The 23,472-nt window shown below is 58.5% G+C and carries 24 protein-coding genes and 1 pseudogene; 9 read left to right on the top strand and 16 right to left on the bottom strand.

The genetic code is table 11. The annotated features are described in order from the left end of the window. Positions 1–110 precede the first annotated feature (110 nt). Both EDE05_RS25495 and EDE05_RS25490 read left to right on the top strand, forming a co-directional pair. On the top strand, positions 111–749 hold the full coding sequence (locus EDE05_RS25495; RefSeq protein WP_162712413.1) for a VTT domain-containing protein: 639 nt from the start codon (positions 111–113) through the stop codon (positions 747–749). 82 nt (positions 750–831) lie between these two features. Then, complete coding sequence (locus EDE05_RS25490) at positions 832–1,449, top strand: phospholipid methyltransferase (protein WP_105374832.1); 618 nt, start codon at positions 832–834, stop codon at positions 1,447–1,449. 112 nt (positions 1,450–1,561) lie between these two features. On the opposite strand, the gene EDE05_RS25485 is transcribed toward EDE05_RS25490, so the two are convergent. Continuing rightward, a complete protein-coding gene (locus tag EDE05_RS25485) occupies positions 1,562–2,122 on the bottom strand; it encodes an aldo/keto reductase (protein WP_348631532.1) in 561 nt (186 codons plus the stop codon). A 34-nt stretch (positions 2,123–2,156) separates the two neighbouring features. Between EDE05_RS25485 and EDE05_RS25480 the strand changes: the two genes are divergently transcribed. The 3 genes from EDE05_RS25480 (at position 2,157) to EDE05_RS25460 (ending at position 4,045) form a co-directional block, all read left to right on the top strand. After that, positions 2,157–2,636: a hypothetical protein gene (locus EDE05_RS25480; RefSeq protein WP_166675506.1), complete on the top strand. Its 480-nt coding sequence runs from the start codon at positions 2,157–2,159 to the stop codon at positions 2,634–2,636. Between the two features lie 741 nt (positions 2,637–3,377). Continuing rightward, positions 3,378–3,605, top strand: coding sequence for a CopG family transcriptional regulator (locus tag EDE05_RS25465; RefSeq protein WP_105374840.1), 228 nt, complete (start codon positions 3,378–3,380; stop codon positions 3,603–3,605). After that, on the top strand, positions 3,602–4,045 hold the full coding sequence (locus tag EDE05_RS25460) for a TA system VapC family ribonuclease toxin (RefSeq protein ID WP_105374831.1): 444 nt from the start codon (positions 3,602–3,604) through the stop codon (positions 4,043–4,045). The genes EDE05_RS25465 and EDE05_RS25460 overlap by 4 nt, the downstream gene beginning before the upstream one ends. 448 nt (positions 4,046–4,493) lie before the next feature. Here EDE05_RS25460 and iolG read toward each other — a convergent pair whose 3' ends face one another. The 5 genes from iolG to EDE05_RS25435 form a co-directional block, all read right to left on the bottom strand. Next, on the bottom strand, positions 4,494–5,486 hold the full coding sequence (gene iolG, locus EDE05_RS25455; RefSeq protein ID WP_105374828.1) for an inositol 2-dehydrogenase: 993 nt from the start codon (positions 5,484–5,486) through the stop codon (positions 4,494–4,496). Positions 5,487–5,528: 42 nt separating this feature from the next. Continuing rightward, on the bottom strand, positions 5,529–6,332 hold the full coding sequence (locus EDE05_RS25450; RefSeq protein WP_105374827.1) for a TIM barrel protein: 804 nt from the start codon (positions 6,330–6,332) through the stop codon (positions 5,529–5,531). Between the two features lie 83 nt (positions 6,333–6,415). Beyond that, positions 6,416–7,204 carry an ATP-binding cassette domain-containing protein gene (locus EDE05_RS25445; protein WP_105374826.1) on the bottom strand — a complete coding sequence of 263 codons (789 nt, stop codon included), beginning with the start codon at positions 7,202–7,204 and terminating at the stop codon, positions 6,416–6,418. Between the two features lie 2 nt (positions 7,205–7,206). After that, entirely contained in the window at positions 7,207–8,328 is a 1,122-nt protein-coding gene (locus EDE05_RS25440) for an ABC transporter permease (RefSeq protein WP_112803165.1), read from the bottom strand. Between the two features lie 115 nt (positions 8,329–8,443). Then, the gene (locus EDE05_RS25435; RefSeq protein WP_112803163.1) at positions 8,444–9,391 is read right to left on the bottom strand and encodes a sugar ABC transporter substrate-binding protein; all 948 of its coding nucleotides are present in this window, start codon (positions 9,389–9,391) and stop codon (positions 8,444–8,446) included. 173 nt (positions 9,392–9,564) lie between these two features. On the opposite strand from EDE05_RS25435, the gene EDE05_RS25430 reads away from it, so the two are divergent. From EDE05_RS25430 to EDE05_RS27365, 3 genes are all read left to right on the top strand, one after another. Next, entirely contained in the window at positions 9,565–10,560 is a 996-nt protein-coding gene (locus EDE05_RS25430) for a LacI family DNA-binding transcriptional regulator (RefSeq protein ID WP_112803161.1), read from the top strand. A gap of 262 nt (positions 10,561–10,822) precedes the next feature. After that, entirely contained in the window at positions 10,823–11,299 is a 477-nt protein-coding gene (locus tag EDE05_RS27370) for a hypothetical protein (RefSeq protein ID WP_245423023.1), read from the top strand. Positions 11,300–11,393: 94 nt separating this feature from the next. Then, a complete protein-coding gene (locus tag EDE05_RS27365; protein WP_245423025.1) occupies positions 11,394–11,705 on the top strand; it encodes a transposase in 312 nt (103 codons plus the stop codon). Between the two features lie 229 nt (positions 11,706–11,934). Here EDE05_RS27365 and EDE05_RS25420 read toward each other — a convergent pair whose 3' ends face one another. The 9 genes and pseudogenes from EDE05_RS25420 to EDE05_RS25375 form a co-directional block, all read right to left on the bottom strand. After that, entirely contained in the window at positions 11,935–12,303 is a 369-nt protein-coding gene (locus EDE05_RS25420; RefSeq protein WP_112803159.1) for a hypothetical protein, read from the bottom strand. A 576-nt stretch (positions 12,304–12,879) separates the two neighbouring features. Continuing rightward, positions 12,880–13,213, bottom strand: a pseudogene (locus EDE05_RS25410) (aldehyde dehydrogenase family protein); the annotation flags it as partial. 112 nt (positions 13,214–13,325) lie between these two features. Beyond that, on the bottom strand, positions 13,326–14,960 hold the full coding sequence (locus EDE05_RS25405; RefSeq protein WP_112803157.1) for an ABC transporter ATP-binding protein: 1,635 nt from the start codon (positions 14,958–14,960) through the stop codon (positions 13,326–13,328). Next, positions 14,957–15,874 carry an ABC transporter permease gene (locus EDE05_RS25400; RefSeq protein ID WP_105374820.1) on the bottom strand — a complete coding sequence of 306 codons (918 nt, stop codon included), beginning with the start codon at positions 15,872–15,874 and terminating at the stop codon, positions 14,957–14,959. The genes EDE05_RS25405 and EDE05_RS25400 overlap by 4 nt, the downstream gene beginning before the upstream one ends. Positions 15,875–15,885: 11 nt before the next feature. Then, positions 15,886–16,800 carry an ABC transporter permease gene (locus tag EDE05_RS25395; RefSeq protein ID WP_208325238.1) on the bottom strand — a complete coding sequence of 305 codons (915 nt, stop codon included), beginning with the start codon at positions 16,798–16,800 and terminating at the stop codon, positions 15,886–15,888. A gap of 77 nt (positions 16,801–16,877) precedes the next feature. Further along, positions 16,878–18,386, bottom strand: a complete 1,509-nt coding sequence (locus EDE05_RS25390) for an ABC transporter substrate-binding protein (protein ID WP_105374818.1) — start codon at positions 18,384–18,386, stop codon at positions 16,878–16,880. Positions 18,387–18,473: 87 nt separating this feature from the next. Beyond that, complete coding sequence (gene kdgD / locus EDE05_RS25385) at positions 18,474–19,379, bottom strand: 5-dehydro-4-deoxyglucarate dehydratase (protein WP_105374817.1); 906 nt, start codon at positions 19,377–19,379, stop codon at positions 18,474–18,476. A gap of 69 nt (positions 19,380–19,448) precedes the next feature. Next, positions 19,449–20,195 (bottom strand): FadR/GntR family transcriptional regulator, encoded by a 747-nt coding sequence (locus EDE05_RS25380; RefSeq protein WP_105374816.1) that lies wholly within the window; start codon positions 20,193–20,195, stop codon positions 19,449–19,451. Between the two features lie 482 nt (positions 20,196–20,677). Beyond that, positions 20,678–21,649: a helix-turn-helix domain-containing protein gene (locus EDE05_RS25375; RefSeq protein WP_245519965.1), complete on the bottom strand. Its 972-nt coding sequence runs from the start codon at positions 21,647–21,649 to the stop codon at positions 20,678–20,680. Positions 21,650–21,753: 104 nt separating this feature from the next. Between EDE05_RS25375 and EDE05_RS25370 the strand changes: the two genes are divergently transcribed. Beyond that, positions 21,754–22,347, top strand: coding sequence for a hypothetical protein (locus EDE05_RS25370; protein WP_134103228.1), 594 nt, complete (start codon positions 21,754–21,756; stop codon positions 22,345–22,347). 223 nt (positions 22,348–22,570) lie between these two features. Here the strand turns inward: EDE05_RS25370 and EDE05_RS25365 are convergent, their stop codons facing one another. Continuing rightward, a complete protein-coding gene (locus EDE05_RS25365; protein ID WP_134103225.1) occupies positions 22,571–23,437 on the bottom strand; it encodes a DUF6538 domain-containing protein in 867 nt (288 codons plus the stop codon). Between the last annotated feature and the right edge of the window lie 35 nt (positions 23,438–23,472).

Raw genomic sequence — 23,472 nt, 5'->3', positions numbered from 1 at the left:
CCGGTGGCGCGTCGCGAAAACCGGGCGCCTCCGGTGGCTCATCTCGCCTGAGAGAGCATTCTCCACATCCGGCTAACACTGCCCAGCCATCGATCAAAGAGGAACCGCTTATGGATTTTGACCCGGTAGCAGCAATCATGGCGTGGATAGGCGCCTATGGGCTTGTTGGTCTTTTCGCCATTGCACTGGCCGAGCGCTTCGTGCCCGTCATCCCATCCTACGGGCTGCTGCTGGCGATCGGCATCGGCGCAGCGGATGAGGCCTGGCCGCTGCTGGCAGGCTTTCTTGCAACTGTCGCTGGCAGCATGTTCGGCTGTGCGGCCTTATTCTATTCTTTCCGGCTGCTGGGCACCGTAAGATCCGCCCGACTTCTGAACAGAGCTTGCCGTATCTTCGGGATGTCGGCAGATCGCGTCGAGCACCGGACCGCCTCGTTCCGCCGGAACCAGACCACGCTTGCCTTCGCGCTCCAGCTTGTGCCGACCGTCCGGCTGTTCGCTCCCGCCTTCGCTGCCCTTTTTCGTGGAAACTCCAGCGGCTTTATGGTCGCCTCGGCGGCCGGCGTCGCGGTCTGGAATGGCCTGTTCATCGGCCTCGGTTATTACGCTTCGCACTCGATTGAGACAGGGAACATAACGGTCCTTGCTTTGGCAGCCCTGGGCGGCCTGCTGCTTGCGGAGGCAATCCTGTTCTGGCTTGCGCGACGGGTTCGCAGCCGTAGACCGGGCGCGGCGCTATGCGAAACCTGATCACGCCTGACAGCGGCCCGCCATCGAACCATGCCGGGAACCAAAAACATCTTCGAGGTCATTTCCAATGAAACAACAGCGTATGGCCGAGACGTTCGGCTTCTTCCGGGCTTGGTTCAGGAATCCTTTGCGGGTCGCCGCCGTCGCGCCCTCGGGACAGGCGCTGGCCAGCCTTATCACCTCCGAAATCTCGCGCGACACCGGGCCGGTGATCGAGCTCGGCCCCGGCACGGGTGCATTTACACGCAACCTCCTCGCCCGTGGTGTCCGAGAGGAAGACCTCGCGCTGATCGAGTTCGAGGCCGAGTTCGCCGCCGCGCTCCATTTCCATTACCCGGGAGCACGTACGCTTTGGATGGATGCCGCTCGCCTGCGTACGGTTGAACTCTTCGAAGGAAGGCCCGCTGGCGCCGTGGTCAGCGGGCTACCAGTGTTGTCGATGCCGCCGCGTAAGGTGATTGCGATCCTGACCGGTGCATTTAACAAGTTGAAGCCGGACGCCGCCTTCTATCAATTCACCTACGGCCCGCGTTGTCCGGTTCCGCTGAGATTACTGAATCATCTCGGGCTCGAGGCGGAAAGGATCGGCGGCACGCTCGCCAATCTTCCTCCGGCAGCGGTTTACCGAATCAGACGCAGGCACCCCAACCCCCTCTACCTTGACCGCTTGTCATCGCGGCAGCACGAGCTCGCCGGGTAGACCTGGATAAGCGCGATCCGAGGTCTGACTGGTCGGAGCGTGGCTTCGCCGCGCCACTACCGGCGCGACGACCTCTACGTCATCACCGCCGGCGCCTGTCAAATTTGGAGCCTCATTGGCTCATGCGAGAGCGCGCTGTTGCTTGCGCGGCCCGGATCATTCCCTGATACTGCCCATCCTTGCCGGGATACCAGGGCATCCGTTCTATATCCGCAAAACCCGGGATCGTCTCCATATGCGCAACCATGCGTCGGCGCATCGCCTCGTCCGGCAAAGGCCCGTACATGGCTTGCACATTGTCCTCGGCGTGTTCCGGATTCGACGTGCCACACAGCACTGTCGTGACTGCTGGATGCGCCATGACCCATTTCAGGAAGAACTGCGCCCAGGTCGCGGCTTCGAATTCCTGAGCGAAGGACGGCAGCGGATGACCTTCGACCACCTTCATCAGGCGCGCCTTTTCCAGCGGAAGGTTGATGAAGACGCCGACGCCGCGGGCGGCTGCGGCCGGCAACAGCCGGCGCTCGGCGTCGCGGTTGAAGATCAAGTAGTTCGTCTGAACGAAATCGACACTCCCGCGCTCGACGAGGTCGGCAAGCTGATCCTGCGCACCGGATTCATGATGGGTCACGCCGACGTAGCGAATGCGACCTTCCTTCTTCCAGGCCTGCATGAGGGGAAGGACAACGGGGTGCGTTGACGATGCTGTGGCATTGCATGAGGTCGATCGTGTCGCGCCAGACGCGCAGCCTCGACTGCTCGAAACTTGCCATCGCATGGCTCTCGTCGCCGAGATATTCGCCGGTCGACCAGATCTTGTTGGCGACGAAAATCTCGGATGGCTCCGGGGTGCGCTGACATCACATTCTCAAATCTGTGCACGAACCACGGGTCTCCGGTACCGGCTGGCAGTCGAGAAGGCAGCTCCTTATGCCCGATATCACGCGGTTGCCGAGGAAGGCGTCCCCTTCCGGCAGATAGCCACGTCGATCGGCGCCGGATTGGACCTCCCGGTCCAATCGATCGAGCCCGAAACAGCGGCTTCTCATTATGGCTGGTTCAGCCATTTTGCTGCGATGGATATTCAAGCATCCAGCGTCCAGACGCGTGCAAGCCTCGCGTGGGCTCCGAACGGTGAAAGCCTTTTGGAGGATCTGGCCGGGCCTGCCTATTTCGGCGCAGGCTAGTTTCGCCAACCCAGCAGTCGCGATCCGCTCGCAAGCAACAATCCGGTTATGTGGAAGAATCAACCTATGGTTAGATAGCAATCTGGACGTCTTCTATTCGGGAAGAAGAAATTCGGATTTGAAGGAAGATAAAGGAATCTGAACGCGGGCCCACGGCTTGTCGCAGGCGGATGCAATGACGAGGTTCCGGGGTTCGAGCTGTGGCGTGACGAGATATTCGCCTATGTCGCATATGAGGGATCTCGCCCCGTCGCCTGTGCAGGCGCGTGCGAGGTGGATGGTCACCTGTTTCGGGTCTTGGTGGCGACCAACCCTAATCGCCAGCGGCGTGGTTTCGGAGAGGCTGTCACGCGGAATGCACTTTACGAGGCGATCCAATCTACCGGCATTGAACGCGTATGCCTCCAGACTACCGCTGCCGGAAAACCGGTGTATGAGAGGATAAGTCTCCGCCAGAACTTGTTACTTCAGCTGTTTCCGGGGGGGCGGCTGGACAAGGTCCAAAACGCGCAGGCTGGGCTTGTCGGCAACATCCGGGCGTGACGAAGTTTTAGATGCGGCGGAGACGAAACCAGCGGCATTTACGGAGATGTCGGCTGGTTTCCAGCCGTCGCGGCAATATTCCCGGCTACCAGGTTTTCCCGGTGAACAATTTGGCGCAATGGTGTGTCCTGTTCACCTTGAGAAGGCCGACCGCCTGCTTTATATGATGTGTGATGATTGATGCGCGATGAGGCAGATATGAGAACGACCTTGACCATCGACGACGATGTCCTGATCGCCGCAAAAGCGATGGCAACCCAGCAGCACCGGAGCGTCGGCGAGGTCATTTCTGAGCTGGCGAGACGTTCTCTGCGCCGACCGCCCCGCAGCGGTCAACGCAATGGCATTCCTCTCCTGTCAGTTCGGCCAGATGCGCCGCCAGTGACGCTCGACATCGTGAACGCCTTGCGTGACGAACTGCCGTGACTTTCCTGCTCGACGTCAATGTTCTGATTGCCTTAATTGATCCGGGCCATGTAGCTCATGATGATGCGCACGAGTGGTTCACTGCGATGGGTCAGGTCGCGTGGGCTACCTGCCCGATTACCGAAAATGGTGTCATCCGGATTGTCGGCAACCCCAAATATCCTAACTCTCCTGGTTCACCGGCACTCGTGACGGAGATCGTCCGCAAGTTGCGCTCTCTCCCCGGCCACAGTTTTTGGCCGGACGATGTGAGCCTTGTTGGATCAGGTGATATCGCTCCCACAAAGATTCTAACACCGGGACAGGTAACTGATACCTACTTGCTTGCGCTAGCCAAGGCGCGTGGTGGCCAGCTGGCGACATTCGATCGCAAGCTGTCAGCGGCAGCGGTTACAAGGGGCAATTCTGCCTTGCACCTGATCACCACGAGTAGATCGTGAGTTCCCGTCGAGGTCTTGATGGGTATCGAGCCGCAGCTTCCGTCCTCTGCCCTCCCCGTCACCGACATTCGTAATAGAAGTCATGGCGGCTCAATCCGCCCGCGCCTCGCAGGCGCTTGTTTAGGTAGCCAGGTCAAGAAGACATAGTCCCTCTTTTGGATCGAACTTTCGCCCTCGCGAAACGCAACAGCGAGATTCTTTACCAAGTTAAGGGCAGCTGTCGGCGAATTCCTTCCCTTTGAACACCTCCCCTTAGTAATAAGATGCTTACAATCTTCAAGGGTTAGCGATTGTCGATCTCCTATCGGAAATATGTCTGGCATCGAAAGCTCCATGATCCGACGAGTGTATATCCGGCAGCCCAGGCGCGGGCATCGCATTGCAGGGAATAGGTGCGGCAATGGGTCCGTCCGAATTGCACGCGAACCGGACTCCATCCTCGCGATGTTCAATCGACCGTCACAGGCCTACGGGTTTGCCAGCTCAAAGTCGCCGCTTCCGCCAATTTCTGGGCCTGCAGACCATCAAGACCGCTCGGTCTGGGTGACCGATCGCCCCTGTCGATCGCTTCAATGAAGGCATTGATCTCATGGGCGTAGGCCTGCGCGTATCGTTCAAGGAAGAAATACTGGACCGGATCGCCACTGATGCCGCTCGCGTTGGACAGCTCCACGCTCGTTGCCTGAATGTTTTTTGCCGCCAGCATGCCTGTGGCGCCATGGACTTCGATGCGCTGGTCGTAGCCGTATGTCGCGCGACGCGAATTGGTAATGACCGCAATGCGCCCGGAGGCCGTCTGCATCTGCACCGCGGCGGTATCCACGTCGCCCTCGGCTCCGATCGCCTTGTCGACGAGAGACGATCCGAGCGCGTTTACGACGACGAACTCCTCGCCCATCAGGAAGCGGGCCATGTCGAAATCATGGATCATCATGTCCCGGAAGAGGCCGCCTGAAGACTTCACATATTCGGGCGGCGGCGGCGCGGGATCCCTGCTGGTGATCGTCACGATCTCGATCTCACCGATATCGCCGCGGCGCAGGCGCGCTTCGACATTCGCAAAATTCGGGTCGAACCGGCGATTGAAGCCGATCATCAGTGTCGAATTGTTCCTCTCGACCACATCGAGGCAGGCATTGATGCGCTCGACCGACAGGGAGACCGGCTTCTCGCAAAGGATCGCCTTGCCGGCTCTGGAGGCTGCCTCGATCAGATCGGCGTGGCTCGGCGTCGGCGTCGCGATTAGGACCGCATCGACATTCGCTGAGCTGATGACGTCCTCCGCGCCGAGGACCTCGGCGCCCGTCTGCGCGGCCAACGCATCTGCCGAGTCCTTGAAGGCATCCGCCACATAGGCAAGCTTTGCCTTCGGGTTGGCCGCAATAGTCGCTGCATGAACTTTGCCTATGCGGCCGGCGCCGATCACTCCAAACCTGATCATCGATTTTTCTCCATTAAGTATAAGTGTTGATTGCCAGGCCGTTCAGACGGTGAAGGCTTCGCGAAAGCGATCAAGCGCCGTCTCTTCGTCGCCGGAGGCCCAGGCCTCCATGCCCACCGGGCCGGAATAGCCCATGGCGTCCAACGCCTTGGCGATGCCGTTCCAATTGACCTCGCCCGTACCTGGCTCGTAGCGGCCGGGTACATCGGCCACCTGGATTTCGCCGATCCACAGTAGGCATTTCTGGCAAAGCTCTATAAGGTTTCCCTCGCCAATCTGGGCGTGGTAGAGGTCAAGATTGAGACGGAGCCTCGGATGATTGACGCTTGAGACCAGCGCCAGCGTGTCTTCTGCCCGTCCGAAGGGAACGCCCGGATGATCGACCGGCAGGTTGAGGTTCTCGAGCGTGAATGTGACGCCCTCCTCTTCCGCCATGTCGGCAACGCGGCAGAGGGTGTCGCGCGCCTTCAACCACATCGCACCCGTGACGACTTCGATCGGCTGAGCGGGCAGCCCCCCATCTCCCAAGCCCGTACCATGGAGGTTGAGCCGCTGGACGCCGAGCCGTTTGCCAACCTGCGCGGTCTCACGCGCCGTCCTGAGAAGCTCGGCGGCACCCTCGTCATCGGTCAGGCGGCCAGTGAGATAGCCGTTCATGATCGTGAAGGTCGCGCCGGTCGCTTCCAACCTGTTGAGATCGTGCTCCGGCCAATTCCAAAGACCAACGCCAAAACCCATTTCGTTCAGGCGCGAAGCACGCCATTCAATCGGCTTGTCGCGCCAAAGCATCTCCGCGCAGGCGGCAAGCGGGAAAGAGGTTGCAGCATTTCGTGTCCGATCGTTCATGGTCGCATTCCATCGTTTTTGCGTAAAGGAAGGGCGGCCGCCTCAAGACGGTGACTGAGGACCGCTCATGATGCATCAGACGGCTAAATCGTTCCGCCGAGCCCCTCGGAAAGTTGCTGCAGTTCCTTGCCGCCGGCCATGAGGTTCTGCAGCTCATCCATGGTGATATCCGACTTGGCATAAGTGCCGAGCGTCTGGCCGCGATTGAGGATGGTAAAACGGTCGGCGACCGCATAGGCGTGGCGGACGTTGTGGGTGATGAAGATGACACCTAGCCCTTTCTGGCGAACCTGGTGGATGTATTTCAGGACCATCGAAGTCTGCGCCACGCCGAGCGCCGAGGTTGGCTCGTCGAGAATGAGAACCTTTGCGCCGAAATAAACGGCCCGGGCGATCGCAACGCACTGACGCTCGCCGCCCGAAAGCGTGCCCACTGCCTGGTTAGGATCACGAACATCGATGCCGATCTTGTGCATTTCTTCGCGCGTGACCTCATTGCAGTGTTTGAAGTCGACGTGGCGAAATGGGATAAAACCCTTGAGTGGCTCCCGGCCCATGAAGAAATTACGAGTAATCGACATCAGCGGGATCATCGCGAGATCCTGATAGACAGTGGCGATCCCTGCATCCAATGCAGCACGCGGGCTCGTAAAATTGACAGGCTCGCCTTCCACCAGAAACTGGCCGCTGCTCGGGCGCACGACGCCTGACAGCGTCTTGATCAGCGTGGACTTGCCCGCGCCATTATCGCCGAGCAGGCAAAGCACCTCGCCTGCTGACACATGCATCGACACACCGTTCAGCGCAATCACCGACCCATAGTGTTTGACAATGTCCGTTACCTGGATAATGGGGCCCTTCGTATTAGCCATGATCAGCGTTCCCCCGTAACTTTGCGGCGGATGAAATTGTTGAAGAGAACGGCCAGGAGCAGCATCGAGCCGAGGAATACCTGAAACCAATCGGAGTCGAACTTCGTGTAGGTGAGGCCGATGGACACCGAACCGAAGATGATCGCGCCGAAGAAGGCGCCAATAGCAGAGCCATAGCCGCCCGTCAGGAGACACCCGCCGATAACGGCGGCGATGATCGCCTCGAATTCCTTCTGGAAACCGCGCCGCGCATCCGTTGAGCCGGCATCGAGGACGGTGATGATGGCGACGAGAGCGGCCGCGCATGCCGTCAATGCGAACAGGCCGGTTTTGACGCGGTGAACCGGAACCCCGGAATTTCTCGCCGCATTGGGATCGCCGCCGGCGGCAAAGATCCAGTTGCCCATGCGGGTACGCAAGAGGACCCAGGTTGCAAGCAAGGCAAGCGCTGCGAACCATAGCACAGACACCGGGATCCCCGAGACCTTCGGCATGCCGTTCGGAAACTTGTCGATTAGATCCTGATCCGCAAGCCAGACAAAGGCATCCTTCAGCGCATCGCCGGAGAAGATGGCGAGCAGAGCGCTGTCTTTGACGTGCTCGCCGATGCCACGAAGCTGGGTGGAGCCGCCGGTTGCCCACTTCAGACCGACGAGCGTCAGACCCCGGAGAATGAAGAGGAAGGCCAAGGTGACGATGAAGGATGGAAGGCGCGTATGGATGACGATCTGGCCGTTGATCGCACCCATAAACGCGGCAAAAAGCATCGTTAGGACGATGGCGACGGCGAGCGGCTGCCCGAAGTTCGTCAGGAGGACGCCGAAGACCAGCCCTGCAAAGGCAACCATTGAGCCGATCGAGAGATCGAATTCGCCTCCGATCATCAGCAGTGCCGCCGCGATTGCGAGAATTCCCAATTGCGACGCCGGCGCCATGATGGTCATCAGACCGGCAAGCGAGAACATCGTCGGATCTGCCGTGAGAAAGAAGAAGACCAAGACCAGAATAAGACCTGCCACGGCCCCAAGCTCGGGTCTGCGCATCAATTGCGTCAGAAGGCTAACCGGTTTGATGCGCTCATCGACTTTCTGGGCGGCCGTCGTTTTCTGCTCGAGCAAAGCCATAGTTCCTCCCACAGGAATTGGATAGCGATGGCGCTAAACTGCAGCGCCCCTGTCAGCCCAAACCTCCTCCCCCATGGAGGAGGAGATCTGGGGAGGATGCCTTTCGGCAATCTCGTTAGCGGATGCCCTTGGCGGAAAGATCGACCACTTGGGCGGCCTTATCCTTGGTGATCAGATTGGGGCCTGACGGGACGTTGCCACCGGGGATGAGCCCGTACTTGGCATAATTGGCCAGGAATACGACCGGCAAATAGCCCTGGAGGAACTGCTGCTGATCGATCGCGAACGCCGCCTTGCCGTCAGCTACTGCCTTCAGGAAGTCGGCAGAAAGATCGAAGGTTGCCACCCTGACCTTGCCCGTCATACCGACATCCTCGACGGCTGCCAAAGCCGGCTCGCCCGCTGTGCTGGCACCAAGCCCCATAACCGTGTCGACGGCGGAGTTGGAACTGAGCGCCGCCTTGACTTTCGCTCGCACATCGGCCGGATCGTTGCTGACCGGCAGCACCGTAACCTTGCCGCCGAAACCATCTGCAAAGCCCTTGCAGCGGAGATCCAGCGAAACATTTCCGACTTCCTGGTTCACGCACAGGCCTTCCTTGCCGCCGAGCTCCTGCAGCTTGGCGCCAGCAGCCTTGCCAGCCGTGTATTCGTCCTGTCCGACGTGCAAAAGCGCTCCCAACTCTTTTGAAACGTCGGAGCCGGAGTTAATAGAAATCACCGGAATACCGGCCGCGGCGGCTTTCTTGATAGACGGCCCGAGCGCGGAAGCATCGGGGATGGAGACAATGAGGCCATCTGGCTTCTGATTGATGGCGGCATCGATTAGCTGGCTCATCGACACCATATCGAAAGTTTCCGGCGCGCGGTAATCGACCTCGGCGCCCAGGTCTTTAGCCGCAGAGCTGACGCCGTTCTTTACGACCGACCAGAAAGGATCATTGGCCTGTCCGTGGGTGACCGCCACGATGCGCACGTCAGCAGCATTGGCAACTGTAGAAGCGCCGACGACTGCCGCGGCAAATGCGACGCCGGCCAACAGCGATTTCACACCAAATTTCATATTTCCCTCCCGAAATAGTCCGCACAATGCGGACCTCCTAATGCTACCGGTAGCAACTCCACTTGCACCCGGTAGCACCACCGCGAAATTTACTTTATTGTCGCGAGGAATCAAGTATCCATTCCATTTTATTTTTTTGTGAAATATTAATTCCATAGGAGGAGGAGGCGATCATGCGCAAACGAGCAACGGCTAAAGAGGTGGCGGAAGCTGCCGGCGTGTCAAAGTGGACGGTCATCCGCGCGTTTACGCCAGGCGCTTCCATTACGGACGCCAGCCGTCAAAAAGTGCTGCGCGCCGCCGAAGATCTGAATTACTCCCCCAATCTGCTGGCCCGCAGCCTCGCGACGAACACCACGCATCAAGTCGCCGTCTTCGTCGACGACTTTGCCAATCCTCACAAGCTCCCGGTGCTAGAGATGCTAACGGAGCGTCTGCAGGCAGAAGGTCTGTTGACTGTCTTGATCAATATCAATCGGCACTTCGATCACATTCACGCTCTAATTAACGCCGACCAGCGGCAGTTCGATGCCGTAATATTGTTTGGCACAGCCTTTCGCGAAGAAACATTGAGCGATCGGCGGCTCGGCCCTGGCCTGCCGGCCATGTTCGTTCTGGCGCGAGACAGTCAGATCGCCGGTGTTCCCGCCATCGGCTGCAATACGGAGCGAGCCATTTGTGAAGTGGTTGATTACTTGGCGGAGAAAGGATATCGCCGCCCGGGCTTTATGACCGGCGTAAAGACTCTTTCGACCGCGCTCGGTCGGCGGCATCACTATGTGAACCTCTGGAAGCAGAAGGGCGTCGAAGGGATCGTTGAACTGTCTGCGTCGCGTTATAGCGCGGAGGCCGGCGGCGAGGCGGCCCGCGCTTATCTAAATAATACGCCGTCCTCGTCGCGAGTCGATGTGCTGATGTGCGAAAACGACATTCTGGCGCTTGGTGCAATGGATGTGGCCCGAAGCGAGTTTAGCCTTCGCGTTCCTGAAGATCTGGCGATTGTCGGTTTCGACAATATCGAGCCTGCCGCTGCTCCCGCTTATGATCTGACCTCTTATGAACAACCCATGAGTGAGATGGTCGACATGATAGTGGCAATGATCACTGGAAGACGCGCGGCAGAAACAGTTTCGTTGCACGGGCGTCTCGTACCAAGGCTTTCAGCCTAGCCACCGACCTGGATGTGATCTTGATGCCGAGCCTTATGGGGAACGTCCTATTGCGCGGCCATCGCCAGAAAATAGGTTCGCTTCGAGCCGGCACCTACGGATTCCTCGCCTCTTGATCGTCGCGTATAACGGTAGTCCCATTGACAGCACGGAGTGCACCGCAGCGACGAACGGGGCCGGGTTTAGAGCGTGGGATTTGAACATTGAATCTTTGGATCCCCCATAGGATGTGATCGTGATTCACTTGGCCAGGAGGTGCTCCATGGCCAAGTCATATTCATCGGATCTTCCTTCGCGTGTCGTCGCCTATGTCGAGGCGGGTTATACCCGTCGGGCAGCGGCCCGTCGTTTTGGTGTCAGCGACAGCTTCGCGGTGAAGCTGCTGCAGCGTGTTGCCGAACACGGTACGCTGTCCCCCGGTCGGCAGGGTCGTCCCCGTGGCGGACGGCTTGCCGCGTTCGAAGACTTCCTGGTCGGCACGGTAGAAAGGCAGTCCGACATCACCATGCCTGAACTGGCGGTGCGGCTTCTTGAAGAACACACGATGAAGGCCGACCCGGCAGTACTTTCCCGGTTTCTATGCCGGTGTGGTATAAAAAAGCGCTGCTGGCGTCGCAATGCGAACGCGCTGACGTCGCCAAAGCCCGGCACAGATGGCGGCAGTCCCGCCAGCCCCGCATGCGCAATCAGCCCGGCCGCCTGGTCTTTATCGACGAAACCTCGGTCACCACAAAGATGACACGTCTGCGTGGACGAAGCCGCAAGGGAGAACGTCTTAAAGTGCATGCTCCTTTCGGTCATTGGGGCACGCTGACCTTCATCGCAGCACTGCGATGCGACGGGCTGACCGCTCCCTAGATCATCGACAAAGCCATGAACCGAGCAGCCTTCGATATTTATGTAGAGACCAGCTTGCACCGACCCTGCAAAAGGGCGACATCGTCATCCTCAACAATCTCGCCGTTCACAAGAGCGCAAAGGCGGCGCAATGCCTCAGAAACAAGGGTGCATGGTTTCTCTTCCTGCCCCCATACAGCCCCGACCTCAACCCCATCGAAATGGCATTCGCAAAGCTTAAGGCACATCTGAAAAAAGCAAAAGCCAGAACCTTCGACGCCCTGTGGCGAGCTGTCGGCGACATCTGACCCTAGCGCGTGCATTGGCGCAAGCTCTCGATCTCGGCCGAGCGCCAACCCTCTAACAGCACATTGTCCCGTCGGGCATGGGCAACGCCCTCATGGACAATTTTGGAACGGTGATTAGGCGCGAGCAGCCACTATCGATGCATCGGGGATCCCGTCAATCCTCAATCCTCGCACTGGCCCCAAAATGCAGGACGCCATTCACTGCGCTCGCCCGCCTGCAAGCGCAAATTTACCTGTGTGCCAATGCATGGGGGGCGTGTGCAACGGATCCTTCAGCTAAGGCAGTGAAAATGTCATCACACGCCCAGAGAGCGACGGTCGTCAATGACCTTGCCGTCGTTGGGAAGTTCATCGGCCGTTCGATGACGACTGCGCCGCGAATCCTGCATTCGGCTCGGATGGCGTTCGCCAGAATGTTCGCAAGACCATTGGCCTCGCCCGAATATTCAACATGCAGTGTCCGCTGGTCATGCCCTTCGTCTTCCGTAACCACTAGCCGTGCCCTGCCAATTTTATCATGCGATTTGATGATACGGGCTACCTGCGACGGATGAATGAACATCCCGCGGATCTTCGTCGTCTGGTCGGCACGCCCCATCCAGCCTCTCAAGCGCAGTGAGGTACGCCCACAAGGAGACGGTCCGGGCATTTCCGCCGAAAGGTCGCCGGTTGCAAAACGGATCAACGGATGTCGGGTTGAAAGTCGTGACAAGCACCTCACCCACCTCGCCCGGCGCCACCGGATCACCTGTGCCTGGACCGACGATCTCCACAAGCACATGTTCGTCCGTGACCATGCCATCTGAAGCGCCAGCGGTTTCGTAAGCGGTCAGGCCGAGCTCCGCCGTGCCGTAACACTGACGTGCTTCGATGCCCCGGACCGCATACCTCCCTAAGGTTCGGGAGGAAGGGACCTCCGGTAACCAGTGCCCGACGCAAGGTGGCGGCATTCTGGTCAGCCGCGTCCATGCGCTCAAGAATGATTTGCAGGAAGTCCGACGTACCGCAGCATCGCCCGATAGTACTTAAGGCGCGGGCATGCTCGCCGCAGGTGCTCGTGTAGCTCCGCCTTGAGAGCAGGATCGAGCGAGAAGCCGGGCGACCACTGACGCCAGAGGCGGTCGATGAAGGCTAGATCGCGGGCGGTGGCGATCCAGCCGCTTCCCGGCAGGACCTCACCGGCAAAGAAATCAAAGATCTGCGCAGCGTGGATGGTTTCGCCGATCGCTTCGGCAGCGTCTTGCTCTCTTCCCGCGCGAGCAGTTTTCCGAGCTCCTCCTTGCGGGCAAGGATCTCGTCGGCGGTCTTCTTCAGGATCGAATGGCGCTCTAGAATGCCCAAAGGGGGACGATGCCGGGAAAGCGGCCTTTGCGGCCGCGATGGCGGACTTGGCATTCTCGGCGCTGGGCACGGGCATAAACGCCGACCACATCATGGGTGTTGGACGGGTTGAGGTTCTCAACGCCTTCCGTACCGACCCATTCGCCGGCAATCAGGTTCTGATGGATGGTTACAGGGGTTTCCTTTCCTCGGCAGCTCGTTCATCGCCGTGAGCGGGCCGTTCGACGCTGACCGCATATGTGCGACGCCCGCTACCGCCGACCCCATTCGAACGGCCATCTATCGTGCCCATTTCGGCCTTGGCACCGAGTTTAGAAGCGACATCGTGTAGGGGTGGCTGGGGCTGTTGAAGAGCATTTCCGTGTTGCTGTCTTCTACGACCTTGCCTTGCTGCATCACCATTATCCGGTCAGCAAACTCCCGTACGATCGGCAAGTCATGCGTGATGAAAACGTAAGACAGTCCCAGCCGACTTCGCAGATCGGCTAAAAGACCGATGACCTGCATCTGGATCGATACGTCGAGCGCTGATACGGCCTCATCGCACACGATCAGTTCCGGTTCGCTGGCGAGCGCGCGTGCAATCGCGATGCGTTGCCGCTGACCGCCGGAAAACTGGTGGGGATGGCGGTCGGCGTGTTCGCCCTTTAAGCCAACGAGCTCCAGAAGTTCCACGACCCTGTCGTTCCACTGTGCTTTAGGCAGAATGTCGCGATGAATTGCCCAAGGCTCCGAAATGATCGAGCGCACGTTCATCCGCGGGTTCATCGATCCGAAGGGATCCTGAAACACCATTTGCACGCGTCGGCGGAAGCCGTTCAGCGCCCTGCCCTCTAACGCAAAGATATCTTCGCCTGCAAACAGCGCTCTGCCTGATGTCGGCTCGTCCAGCCTGAGCAGCATGCGGGCAATACTCGACTTGCCTGAGCCGGACTCGCCAACGATACCGACCGTTTCGCCGCGATGGACAGTGAAGCTGACATCGTCCACGGCCCTGAATTCCCGCTTCGGCGAGAAAGAACCGGCGCCGAGAACGTAGTGCTTGCTCAAGTTCTCAACCTTCAGCAAAATTTCGCCCTGGACCTCCGCGGACGGAGTTGGCTCAGTCGTCGGACTGCGGTGAGGCAGAGCTGTCATCAGTCGGCGGGTATAGGCATGGACAGGGTTGGTGAAGACATCCTGCGCCTTCCCGCTCTCAACCACCTTGCCACCGTTCATGACAATGATGCGGTCGGCCATGGCAGCGGCGACCTCAAGGTCGTGCGTGATCATGATGAGTGCCATGCCGGTTTCGCGCTGCAGGTCGCCGAGCAGCTCCAGGATCTGAGATTGTACACTGACATCAAGCGCCGTGGTGGGCTCATCGGCGATGAGAATGTCCGGTTTCAGCGCGATCGCCATGGCTATCATGACTCGCTGGCGCTGTCCGCCGGAGAATTGATGCGGATAATAATCTATCCGCCTTCCCGCGTCAGGTATGCCGACACGTTCGAGCAGCTTGGCGACTCTCTCGCGTACGTCGCCGACATCGCTATCACTATGGGCTTCGAACACCTCTGCGATCTGTCGCCCGACGGTATAAACAGGATTAAGGTAAGCCAGCGGGTCCTGGAAGATCATCGCGATACGGCGCCCGTTCAACGCACGCCGGCTTTCTTCATCGAGTTCCGTCAGGTCGATGCCATCGAACAGCAGCGCACCAGAAACAATATCACCCGGCGGGCAATCGATGAGTCCCATTACAGTTCCGGTGCTCACACTCTTACCCGATCCGCTTTCGCCGAGGATTACCAGAGTCTCGCCGGGGCAGACGTTAAAGGATACGTTGTCGACCGCACGAGCCGGATCCCCCTCCGAGAGGAAGTCAACGGTCAGGTTCTCGATCGTGAGGATGGCTTTGTCCGACGCGGTCATCGAGAGGCCTTTCGTAGCGATTGCAGGCGCCAGCGCTGAAGCGGATCCGCAACGGTCCGCGCCCAACTGGCGAGAATATTCAGGGAAAGCGTCGTCAGCAAAATTGCCAAGCCTGGCCAAAAAGCGATCCACCAAGCCGAGGCGAGATAACCACGTCCGTTGGCCACCATTGCACCCCACGTGAAATCCGGCGGTTGAATGCCAAGGCCAAGGAAGCTGAGCGAGGATTCAGCCAGGATCACGGTTGCGAAATCGATCGCTGCGATCGTTCCAAGCGTTGGCAGCACGAGTGGTGCGATGTGCCGGAACAGGATGCGGCCGGAACTAGCCCCCATTGAGCGGGCCGCGCTGACGAACATACGCTCGCGCAATTCCAAAACTTCAGCGCGTGCGGTTCTGATGAAGATCGGCATGCGGGTGATCGCCAGAACGATCACAAGGTTAATGATGCTGGGACCGAGCGTGTAAAGCACTATCAGCGCCAGAAGTAGCGACGGAAAACTCATGATCACGTCGGCAAGGCGCAGGATGAGATGGCTGTACCAGCGCTCGGAGTACCCGGCGATCAAGCCGAGCATACCGCCTGTCGCCATGGAGAAGAAGACGGCTGCTGCGGCAATGCCGAGCGTGTTTTGTGCGCCAACAATCAGCCGGGCCAGTATTGGGCGCCCAAGCGTATCGGCGCCTAGGACGTAAAGGAAACCTTGCTCCAGTGAAAAGGGTGCCAGGTTGCGCTGCCTCAGCCCAAGCTTTCCAGCAAGGTCACCGACTAATAGCGGCCCAAAAAGAACGCAGACAAGCAGCACGATGAGAAAAAGCGCCGCGCAAAGCGCCAGCTTGTCGCGCGCCAGGTAGATCGCCAGTTGCCGCAGATTTCCGGGTGACCTCACGGATGGTAAAGTGATGTCGGCCATTGTCGCCTCCCTCAATACCGAATGCGCGGATCGAGCATGACATACAGCAAATCGATCGCGATGTTGACGATGAAGATGGCGATGGCGGTGACGAGTATTGTCGATTGGACGACCGCGAAATCTCTCTGGATGATCGAATCGATCATCAGCTTGCCGATGCCCGGCCACCCGAAAATCGTTTCAACAACAACGGCACCATTGATCAATCCCGTCGCCAGATCGCCCGCGACTGTGATCACCGGAAGTAGCGAATTTCTCAGGGCGTGACCGAAGATTATCTTGTGGCGCTTCATGCCCTTCGCATGGGCAGTCTTGATGTAGGGCGAGGCAAGCGCTGAGATCATCGTTCCGCGGACCACCTGCACCAGAAGGCCGAAGGGACGCAGCATCAGCACTGCGATTGGCATAATCCAGTGCCAACCGGTTCCAGTGCCAGAGGTTGGCAGAACTCCAAGCCCAACCGCGAGGACGAGAATACCGACGATCGCGATCCAGAAGTCAGGCGTGCTGGCGCCGGCGAGCGACACAAGCCCGGCGACACGGTCAAATATGCTGCGGGGCCGCGCGGCGGCCAAAGCGCCGACGGTGATCGCAAGTGTCGTTGCCAATGCCATTGCGACAAAAGCGAGCTTCAACGTGGCCGGAAACGCTTCGAGCGCCACATCAATGGCGGACCGGTTCTGACGTAGCGATTGACCAAAATCCAATGACAGCAGGTTCTGCAGGTATTGCAGAAATTGAACATAAATAGGCTGGTCCAACCCATTTAACCTCGCAAACGCTTCTCTCGCCTCGAGGCTGGAATCGAGCGGCAGATAGAGGGCTGAGGGGTCACCTGTCAGACGAGTTAGGAAGAAGACGAGTGTCAGCAGACCGACCAGCGATATTATGCTGTGATACGCCCGCCGTCCGATGTAGCCGAGCATCATTCGGAACCTCTGGTTTCACTTGGGGTTCAGGCGAGCGCAGAAGACCTCTTCAGCGCTCGCCAAATCTATAGCGCTCAGCTCTTGAGGCCGATGTTTGCGAGTGGAATCTCGCTATTGGTGGTGATATCCGGCTTCCAGTCCAACCGCGTCCCAACACGGGTGTAGCCGATCATGTGGAACATCGGAATGTCCAGAGCCAGCTCGTCATGCACCTTGTTGAAGATCGCTTTGAAACCGTTGGTGCGATCCTCTCCGGTAGCAGCCATGGCCTCGGCGATTTCCTTATCCAGCGCGGGGTCGCTGATCGTCGAATAGCTGCCTTCCGAGGTGTAGAAGATCGGGATGGTGAAAGCTGCGTCGCCCTTGTTGTTGTCGTGCATCATCTGCAGCAGGTTCGGGCCACGACCCTCAGGAAAGGGCTTCTGCAGATAACGGAGCCAGTCGTTCACATCCAGCATCGTCAGCTTCACATTCAAGCCGACATCCTGCCACATGGCCATCATGGCCTCCATGGCTTCCGTCCCGTTCGGATAGATGCCGTTGCGACCGATCAGTTCGATCTCAGTCTCGACCGGAACGCCGGCTGCCTTCGCCTCGGCAATCAGCGCGCGCGCCTGCTCGGCATCAAACGTCCATGGTGCAAGTTTATCGTCATGGCCGTTTATACCGACGACAACCATTTGCGATGCGCGCTTGGTATCGTCGCCAAAGAGCTGCGCAAGTCCTTCCCAGTCGATCGCAAGATTGAGCGCCTTGCGAATACGAACGTCGTCCAGTGGTGCAAACCCAGCATCGATGCGCAGTGCTGTCGTTTCCGAGTTGAGATAAGCAAAATCGGTTTCAGGATTGGTTGCGTCTTGGATCGCAATGGACGGCGTCAGGTCGGCCTCTCCGGTTTCGACCATGGCGGCGCGGATTGATGATTCTGGGCGCCAGACATAGGTGGCTTTTGTGATATCGGGCTTCTTGCCCCAGTAGCCGTCAAACCCTTCCAAGACGACCGTCTGCGGCGTGAAGTTCGCAAGCTTGAACGGGCCCGTGCCGACCGGATCGTTGACCGCTTTATCTGCCGGCGTGTTCGGAGACACCACCATGACCACGCTGAGCAGTGTCGGCAAGATCGGCTGCGGCGTATCCGACTTGATCTCGACGGTCAGGTCATCGACAGCCTCAACGGTGAGTTTCGCGGCGCCGAACTTGGCAATATTGCTGCAGTTCACCTTGCCACCGGTCATGCGCTCGATCGAGAATTTGACCGCCTCGGCGTTGAATGCCGCACCATCTTGAAACTTCACGCCGTCACGCAGTTTCAACTGCCAGGTGTTCGGATCTGTCTGCGTCCACTCAGTGGCAAGGCCAGGTGTTGCCTGGCCGCTCTTGGGATCGATAACCGTCAGCGGTTCGACGACGTTGCGGCTCAGAATCTGGCCGACATTGGTGATAATAGTACCACAGGGCTCAAGGTTCGCCGGCTGTTCCGGCAATACGATATTGATTTCAGACATGTTTTGCGCCGTGGCATGGCTGGCGAAACCCGCCACCACCATGGCGCTAGCGATGATACGAAAAGAATTGATAGTCATCTGCACTCCTCCCAAAAGTGAACCAATGAAATTTTAATCGTGGTCATGGACGGGTGCCGTCCTTGTGACACCCGTCGCATCTTCTCGTCAGATCCGAACTCCGTTGATCAGGTCTTGCAGCATTTCCCGTTCCTCACCCGTCAGATCGACGAGCGGCGGACGAACCGGACCTGGCGTATAGCCAACCAGATCGACCCCCGCCTTGATAATGGAGACCGGATAGCCTGCCTTTCGGTCGCGAAGCGCCGCAAAGGGAAAGAAGAATGTGTGAAGAATATCTTCCATCGCCGGACGATCGCCGGCACGCATCGCGCGATAAAACCGCTGGGCCAGTTCGGGCACGAAGTTAAATACGGCTGAGGAATAGGTGGTGACGCCGACGCCGTTGAAACCCTCGGCGAAAAGTTCGTGTGTCGGCATACCACCGATGTAGGTGAGCCGGTCGCCCAGCTTGGCAGTCACATGCCGCACGAGATCCACCCTACCGGTGCCATCCTTAAAGCCAATCAGATTAGGGCAAGCATCCGCCAAGCGCGCGACCGTATCTGCGTTGGCTACGGAATTTGCACGATTGTAAAGGATTACTCCGAGGTCTGTTGAATCGCAGACGGCTTTAACGTGAGCGTAAATCCCGTCCTGCGGCGCCTCCGTTAGATAATGCGGCAGCAGAAGGATCCCATCTGCACCAGCCTTCTCTGCAACCGCTGCGGTCTCAAATGCAAGAGACGCTCCATACCCACATCCCGCGATGATCGGCACGTTGCCGGACACGTCCTTAGCGGCCCTCGTCACCTCACCAACTTCGGTTGGCGAAAGGGAAAAGAACTCGCCTGTTCCGCCAGCAGCAAAAAGAGCGGCCGCCTCGTAGCCGGACAGCCATTCGACGTGACGTCGATAGCTATCAAGATTAAGCTTGTAGTCTGGGGTGAAGTGCGTGACTGGGAAGGACAGAAGCCCAGAACCTACACGCGATTTGATTTCTTCAGGGGACAACGAACTTTCTCCCACGCTGCGAGCTTTGCGATGGGAAAAGTCATATGACGACTTTTGAGATGAGTCAATCTAACTCATCTTTTTTTGGGAGCTTCCCCATGACGTCAATGAGCGATAACGCTTAATGCCTGTCACCAGATGCAGTCGCATCGCCTCTCGTGCCCGGTCGGGATCTCGCGCGAGGATAGCCTCTGCGATGCCTCGATGCTCTTCGAGTATCGGGGCATCCCTATTGGGCAGAGGGTCAACGCCGCCCATGACGGTCCGGAACTTCACACGTGGAATCATGCGTCTGCCCACATGCTCAAGGAACGTTCTGAAACGGGCGTTATTTGTCGCCGCTGCAATCGCCATGTGAAACTGGAAGTCGGCCTCATCCGTCGGCTTCCCATCTGCAACGAGACTTGAAAACCGCTCTACTTGAGTTTGGATTTCAGCCTCCTGAGCCGGTGAGCTTCGCATTGCCGCAAGGCCTGCCGCCTCTACCTCTATCCCGATGCGCAGCTCCAACTCCTCGATGATATCAGAGATCTTGTCGGTCTCCCCTGTAAACAGACGAAGACCTGTATCGGACTGCCGCTGGCCTACAACAAATACGCCCGAGCCCTGCCGTGATTCGACAAGATTGTCGGCTCTTAGAGCAGCGATGGCCTCCCGGACAACAGTCCGGCTTACCCCGAACTTTTCTGTTAACGCAGGTTCGGTAGGCAGCTTGTCTCCGGTCGCGTAGTAGCCTGCCTCGATCTGGGCCCTGAGTGCGTCTTCGACCCCCGCAGATAAAGATCTGCGACCACCTGAGCGTTTTGGTTCAGCCATGCCCCACCCTTCATTGATCTCAATTCATCACATATTCATAGCACGTCTGGTGATGTTTTGCGATCACCACGAGCAGCTGTTTATGCAGCCCGTTTCACCGCAAGTTCTATCGTTTAAGGCGGAGGTGTCTGCGTGACCGGAGTCTCATTACCCATGAGATGAAATTTTGGGGCCCCAGGTGGCACCACCTCGGAAGCGCCCCGGTGCGACCTACTCACAATGGTGAATTTTGGCGCCGATCATGTCCTAGAAGCGAAGTTGATTGCTGAAATCAGCATCACATCGTCTTGAAGGGATACGAACTGTCGACTTGCCATTTCTTCGAATGCGAACCCGTAGAAAAACGCGCAAGATCAAGCACCCGGCACATTTGGAATGTCCGGATGGGGGCCGGAAGCGAACTGGCCGCTGCTGTACTCTTAGGCCCACTGACGGAAATTTCTTGCAGGATGAGTTAAGCTGAGCTTTGCGTCTAACATGGTTCACTTGCTCGTATGGGTCTCGCGGAAAAGTCGCGGCGTCACGCCGAAGCGTCTTTGGAAGACCCGCGTGAAGCGTGCGACCGGCACAAGCCCCACCCGTCTTGCGATTTCCTTCAACGGAAGTTTTTGGGCGAGCAAGATACGCGCCGCATCCAGCCGTACGGTCTCGATATATTGTGCCGGCGTCTCGCCTATCGCGGCGACAAACCGTCTGTGAAACGTCCTCTCCGAGAGGCCAACCTTGGCCGCAAGCCTCGGCACATCCAGCGCGGCATCGAGATTGGCCTGTGCCCACACCAGAAGATCGTCAAAGGGACCATCGGCCTTCGCCTGGGCACGCAGCAGCGGGCTGAACTGAGACTGGTAGCCAGGACGACGTGCGTAGAGGACGAGGCGCTTGGCGACCCGGCTTGCAATCGCGCTGCCGAGATCCTCGCTGATCATGGCAAGGGCCATGTCAATACCGGTGGTCACTCCGGCCGATGTCCAGACGTTGCCGTCGATGACATAAAGCGCATCGGCGTCGACCGTAAGGGAGGGGTAGAGTCGCGCAAGCAGTTCGCAGGCGCTCCAATGTGTGGCAACACGCTTGCCGTTCACAAGTCCCGCCGCTGCGAGCACAAAAGTGCCGGCGCAAACCGACCCGATACGCCTAACGGAAGAGGCGCTCTGCGACAACCACCGCCTTAATGCCGGCGTCTGGGCTGCTGCGGTAACCGCGCCGGCCTCCGCTCCGGCGACCAGGATTGTATCTACGGCCCGTGGCCCCTGCGTCAATACTTTGGTTTCGACGACGACACCGCTGCTGCTCTGCACCGCACCACCATTCGGCGAGGCCAAATGCACGGCATAGTATGCAGGCATTCCGTCCTCTGAGAGAGCGTGATTGGCGGATGCGAAAACGGACGCCGGGCCGGTCGCATCTAGCAATTCGAAGTCCTGATAAACAGCGATGACTATATGATGCAGCACTGGCAGAAATTACCATATTTTTGTCATTCCTGCCAACTCTCTGCGCCTGCTAGTGTTTACACGGGCGGGCGGCAAGGACCACGCCACCGCAAGGAGGAGCACTGATGACTGAAGCGTCAAAGTCGGCGTCCGAATCCCGCACGTCGGGCTGGCGGTCGATACAATGGTGGCCGGCGGCTATCGGCATGGCATTCGCGGCGTTCGTGTCGATCGATCTGCTCAATGGTTCGGAGCGCGGCACCGACCTGGCTGCGATCGTGGTGGCCTCCGGCCTCGTATACCTGGCAGCGGCTGCCTTGGAGATTCCATGGGTTTCCTGGCCGGTATTCCTGCTGTCGGTGGTCGTGATCACCCTCGCAAGGCTCGGCCTCATACCGTTCGATGCGGCATCGGCGATGTTGATCGTCGCCGCCATAGTTGCGGTCTATGGCGTCGTCCGCGCTCTGAGACGCCCGAATCGCGAATTGCCGCTGCAAGCCATCGCAATGATCGTCTTCGGCGGTTTGGCCACCGTCGCCCTCTTCATCAGTCCTTTTGTGGGAGCGCTGCTGGTAGCGGCGGGGCTGGTCGCACATGCCGGCTGGGATGTCTACCACCACGTCAATAACAAGGTCGTCGTACGATCGATGGCCGAGTTCTGCTGCGTGCTGGAGACAGTTCTCGCGATCGTCGTCGTCTTGGCGACACTGGCGGGCTAAGACGGCGCCCTGCCGTACGTTGCGACATCGGGGTTGATCTGGACGCGCTCGCCCTGCGCCCCCCTTGGACCAGTCCGGGCTGTTGGGTCTGCTGTGACGCAACCTTGTCAAGGTGCTGACGCCGCTGTGTCCGCTTCCGGAGGACTGGAAGAGACAGCGGAACGACCGTGATGGGGGGCACCTCAGTCGTTCGCGTTTTGGGTCACGGCCGGCTAATGCATGTTCAGGCAAAGTTCGATTTCGGTGATGCTTTTCCCGTCCAACAGGGCGATCTCGGCGTGGTTTTTGCCCAGAAACACCCCGGCGCAAGCACCTCGTCTCGAACGGGCAGCATTTTTATCTTTGTTGCGATGTGGAACTTATGAGACCTGTGCGCGGACAGGTTTTCCGATTGGACTTTCCTGTGTTTTCTCAGGCTGGCTGCGATATGCGATGACCTTTGTCGTCCCGATGTGTCTTGGTTATCCGCTGAGACAACCAAACCGTGACTGGCCAGTGTTTGATCAACGGTCGGACCGAACCAGCGCTCTCTCGCAGCGTCACCACCTGCCATGGCGTTGGCCTGTAGCTGAACGACCTCCCGCCACGCCCTGGGACTACCCGGGTCGTCCTCGAACGATGCCACAAGCTGTTTGTAGACCTCACCTGCCAGGGCTTGAATTTGCTTGTGAGAAAGCTGCTTCGGCCCGTCCCGAAGAGATTGCCACATGCCATCGAGATAGAGGCTTACCTGAGCTTGGCGCTCTTTGGCTTCACGTTGGTCGCGTGTGCGCAGCGAGACCGTAATCTCCATAGCCTTTGTACCAACGACGGTTTGGAAGACCTCGTCCCCCACAGGAATGGCGAGAGATGCGCCTCGAGCTTTGCTCAAGACATCCTGCGGAATACGCTTTCTGAATTGAATGAAGGAGGTACCGGGACGCCGCATTGGGGAAGCCATCTGATATGCACTGTGTATCACCCGTGTGTAGCAGTGGGTGAGCGAATTACTCAGAAATATCAGAAAGATGAACGTAATCAATACGTTCTGAATGGAATGGTGCCCAGAAGAGGTGACAAACAACTGAGAATTTTCAATCTCTTGCGGCACCGTGGGACAAATTCATATCCACTGAAAAGATTATG

This window comes from Neorhizobium sp. R1-B, from assembly GCF_004368875.1.
Classification (GTDB): Bacteria; Pseudomonadota; Alphaproteobacteria; order Rhizobiales; family Rhizobiaceae; genus Neorhizobium; species Neorhizobium huautlense.
The sequence above is the reverse complement of the archived record's forward strand: the minus strand, read 5'-3'. Positions and strand labels throughout refer to the sequence as shown.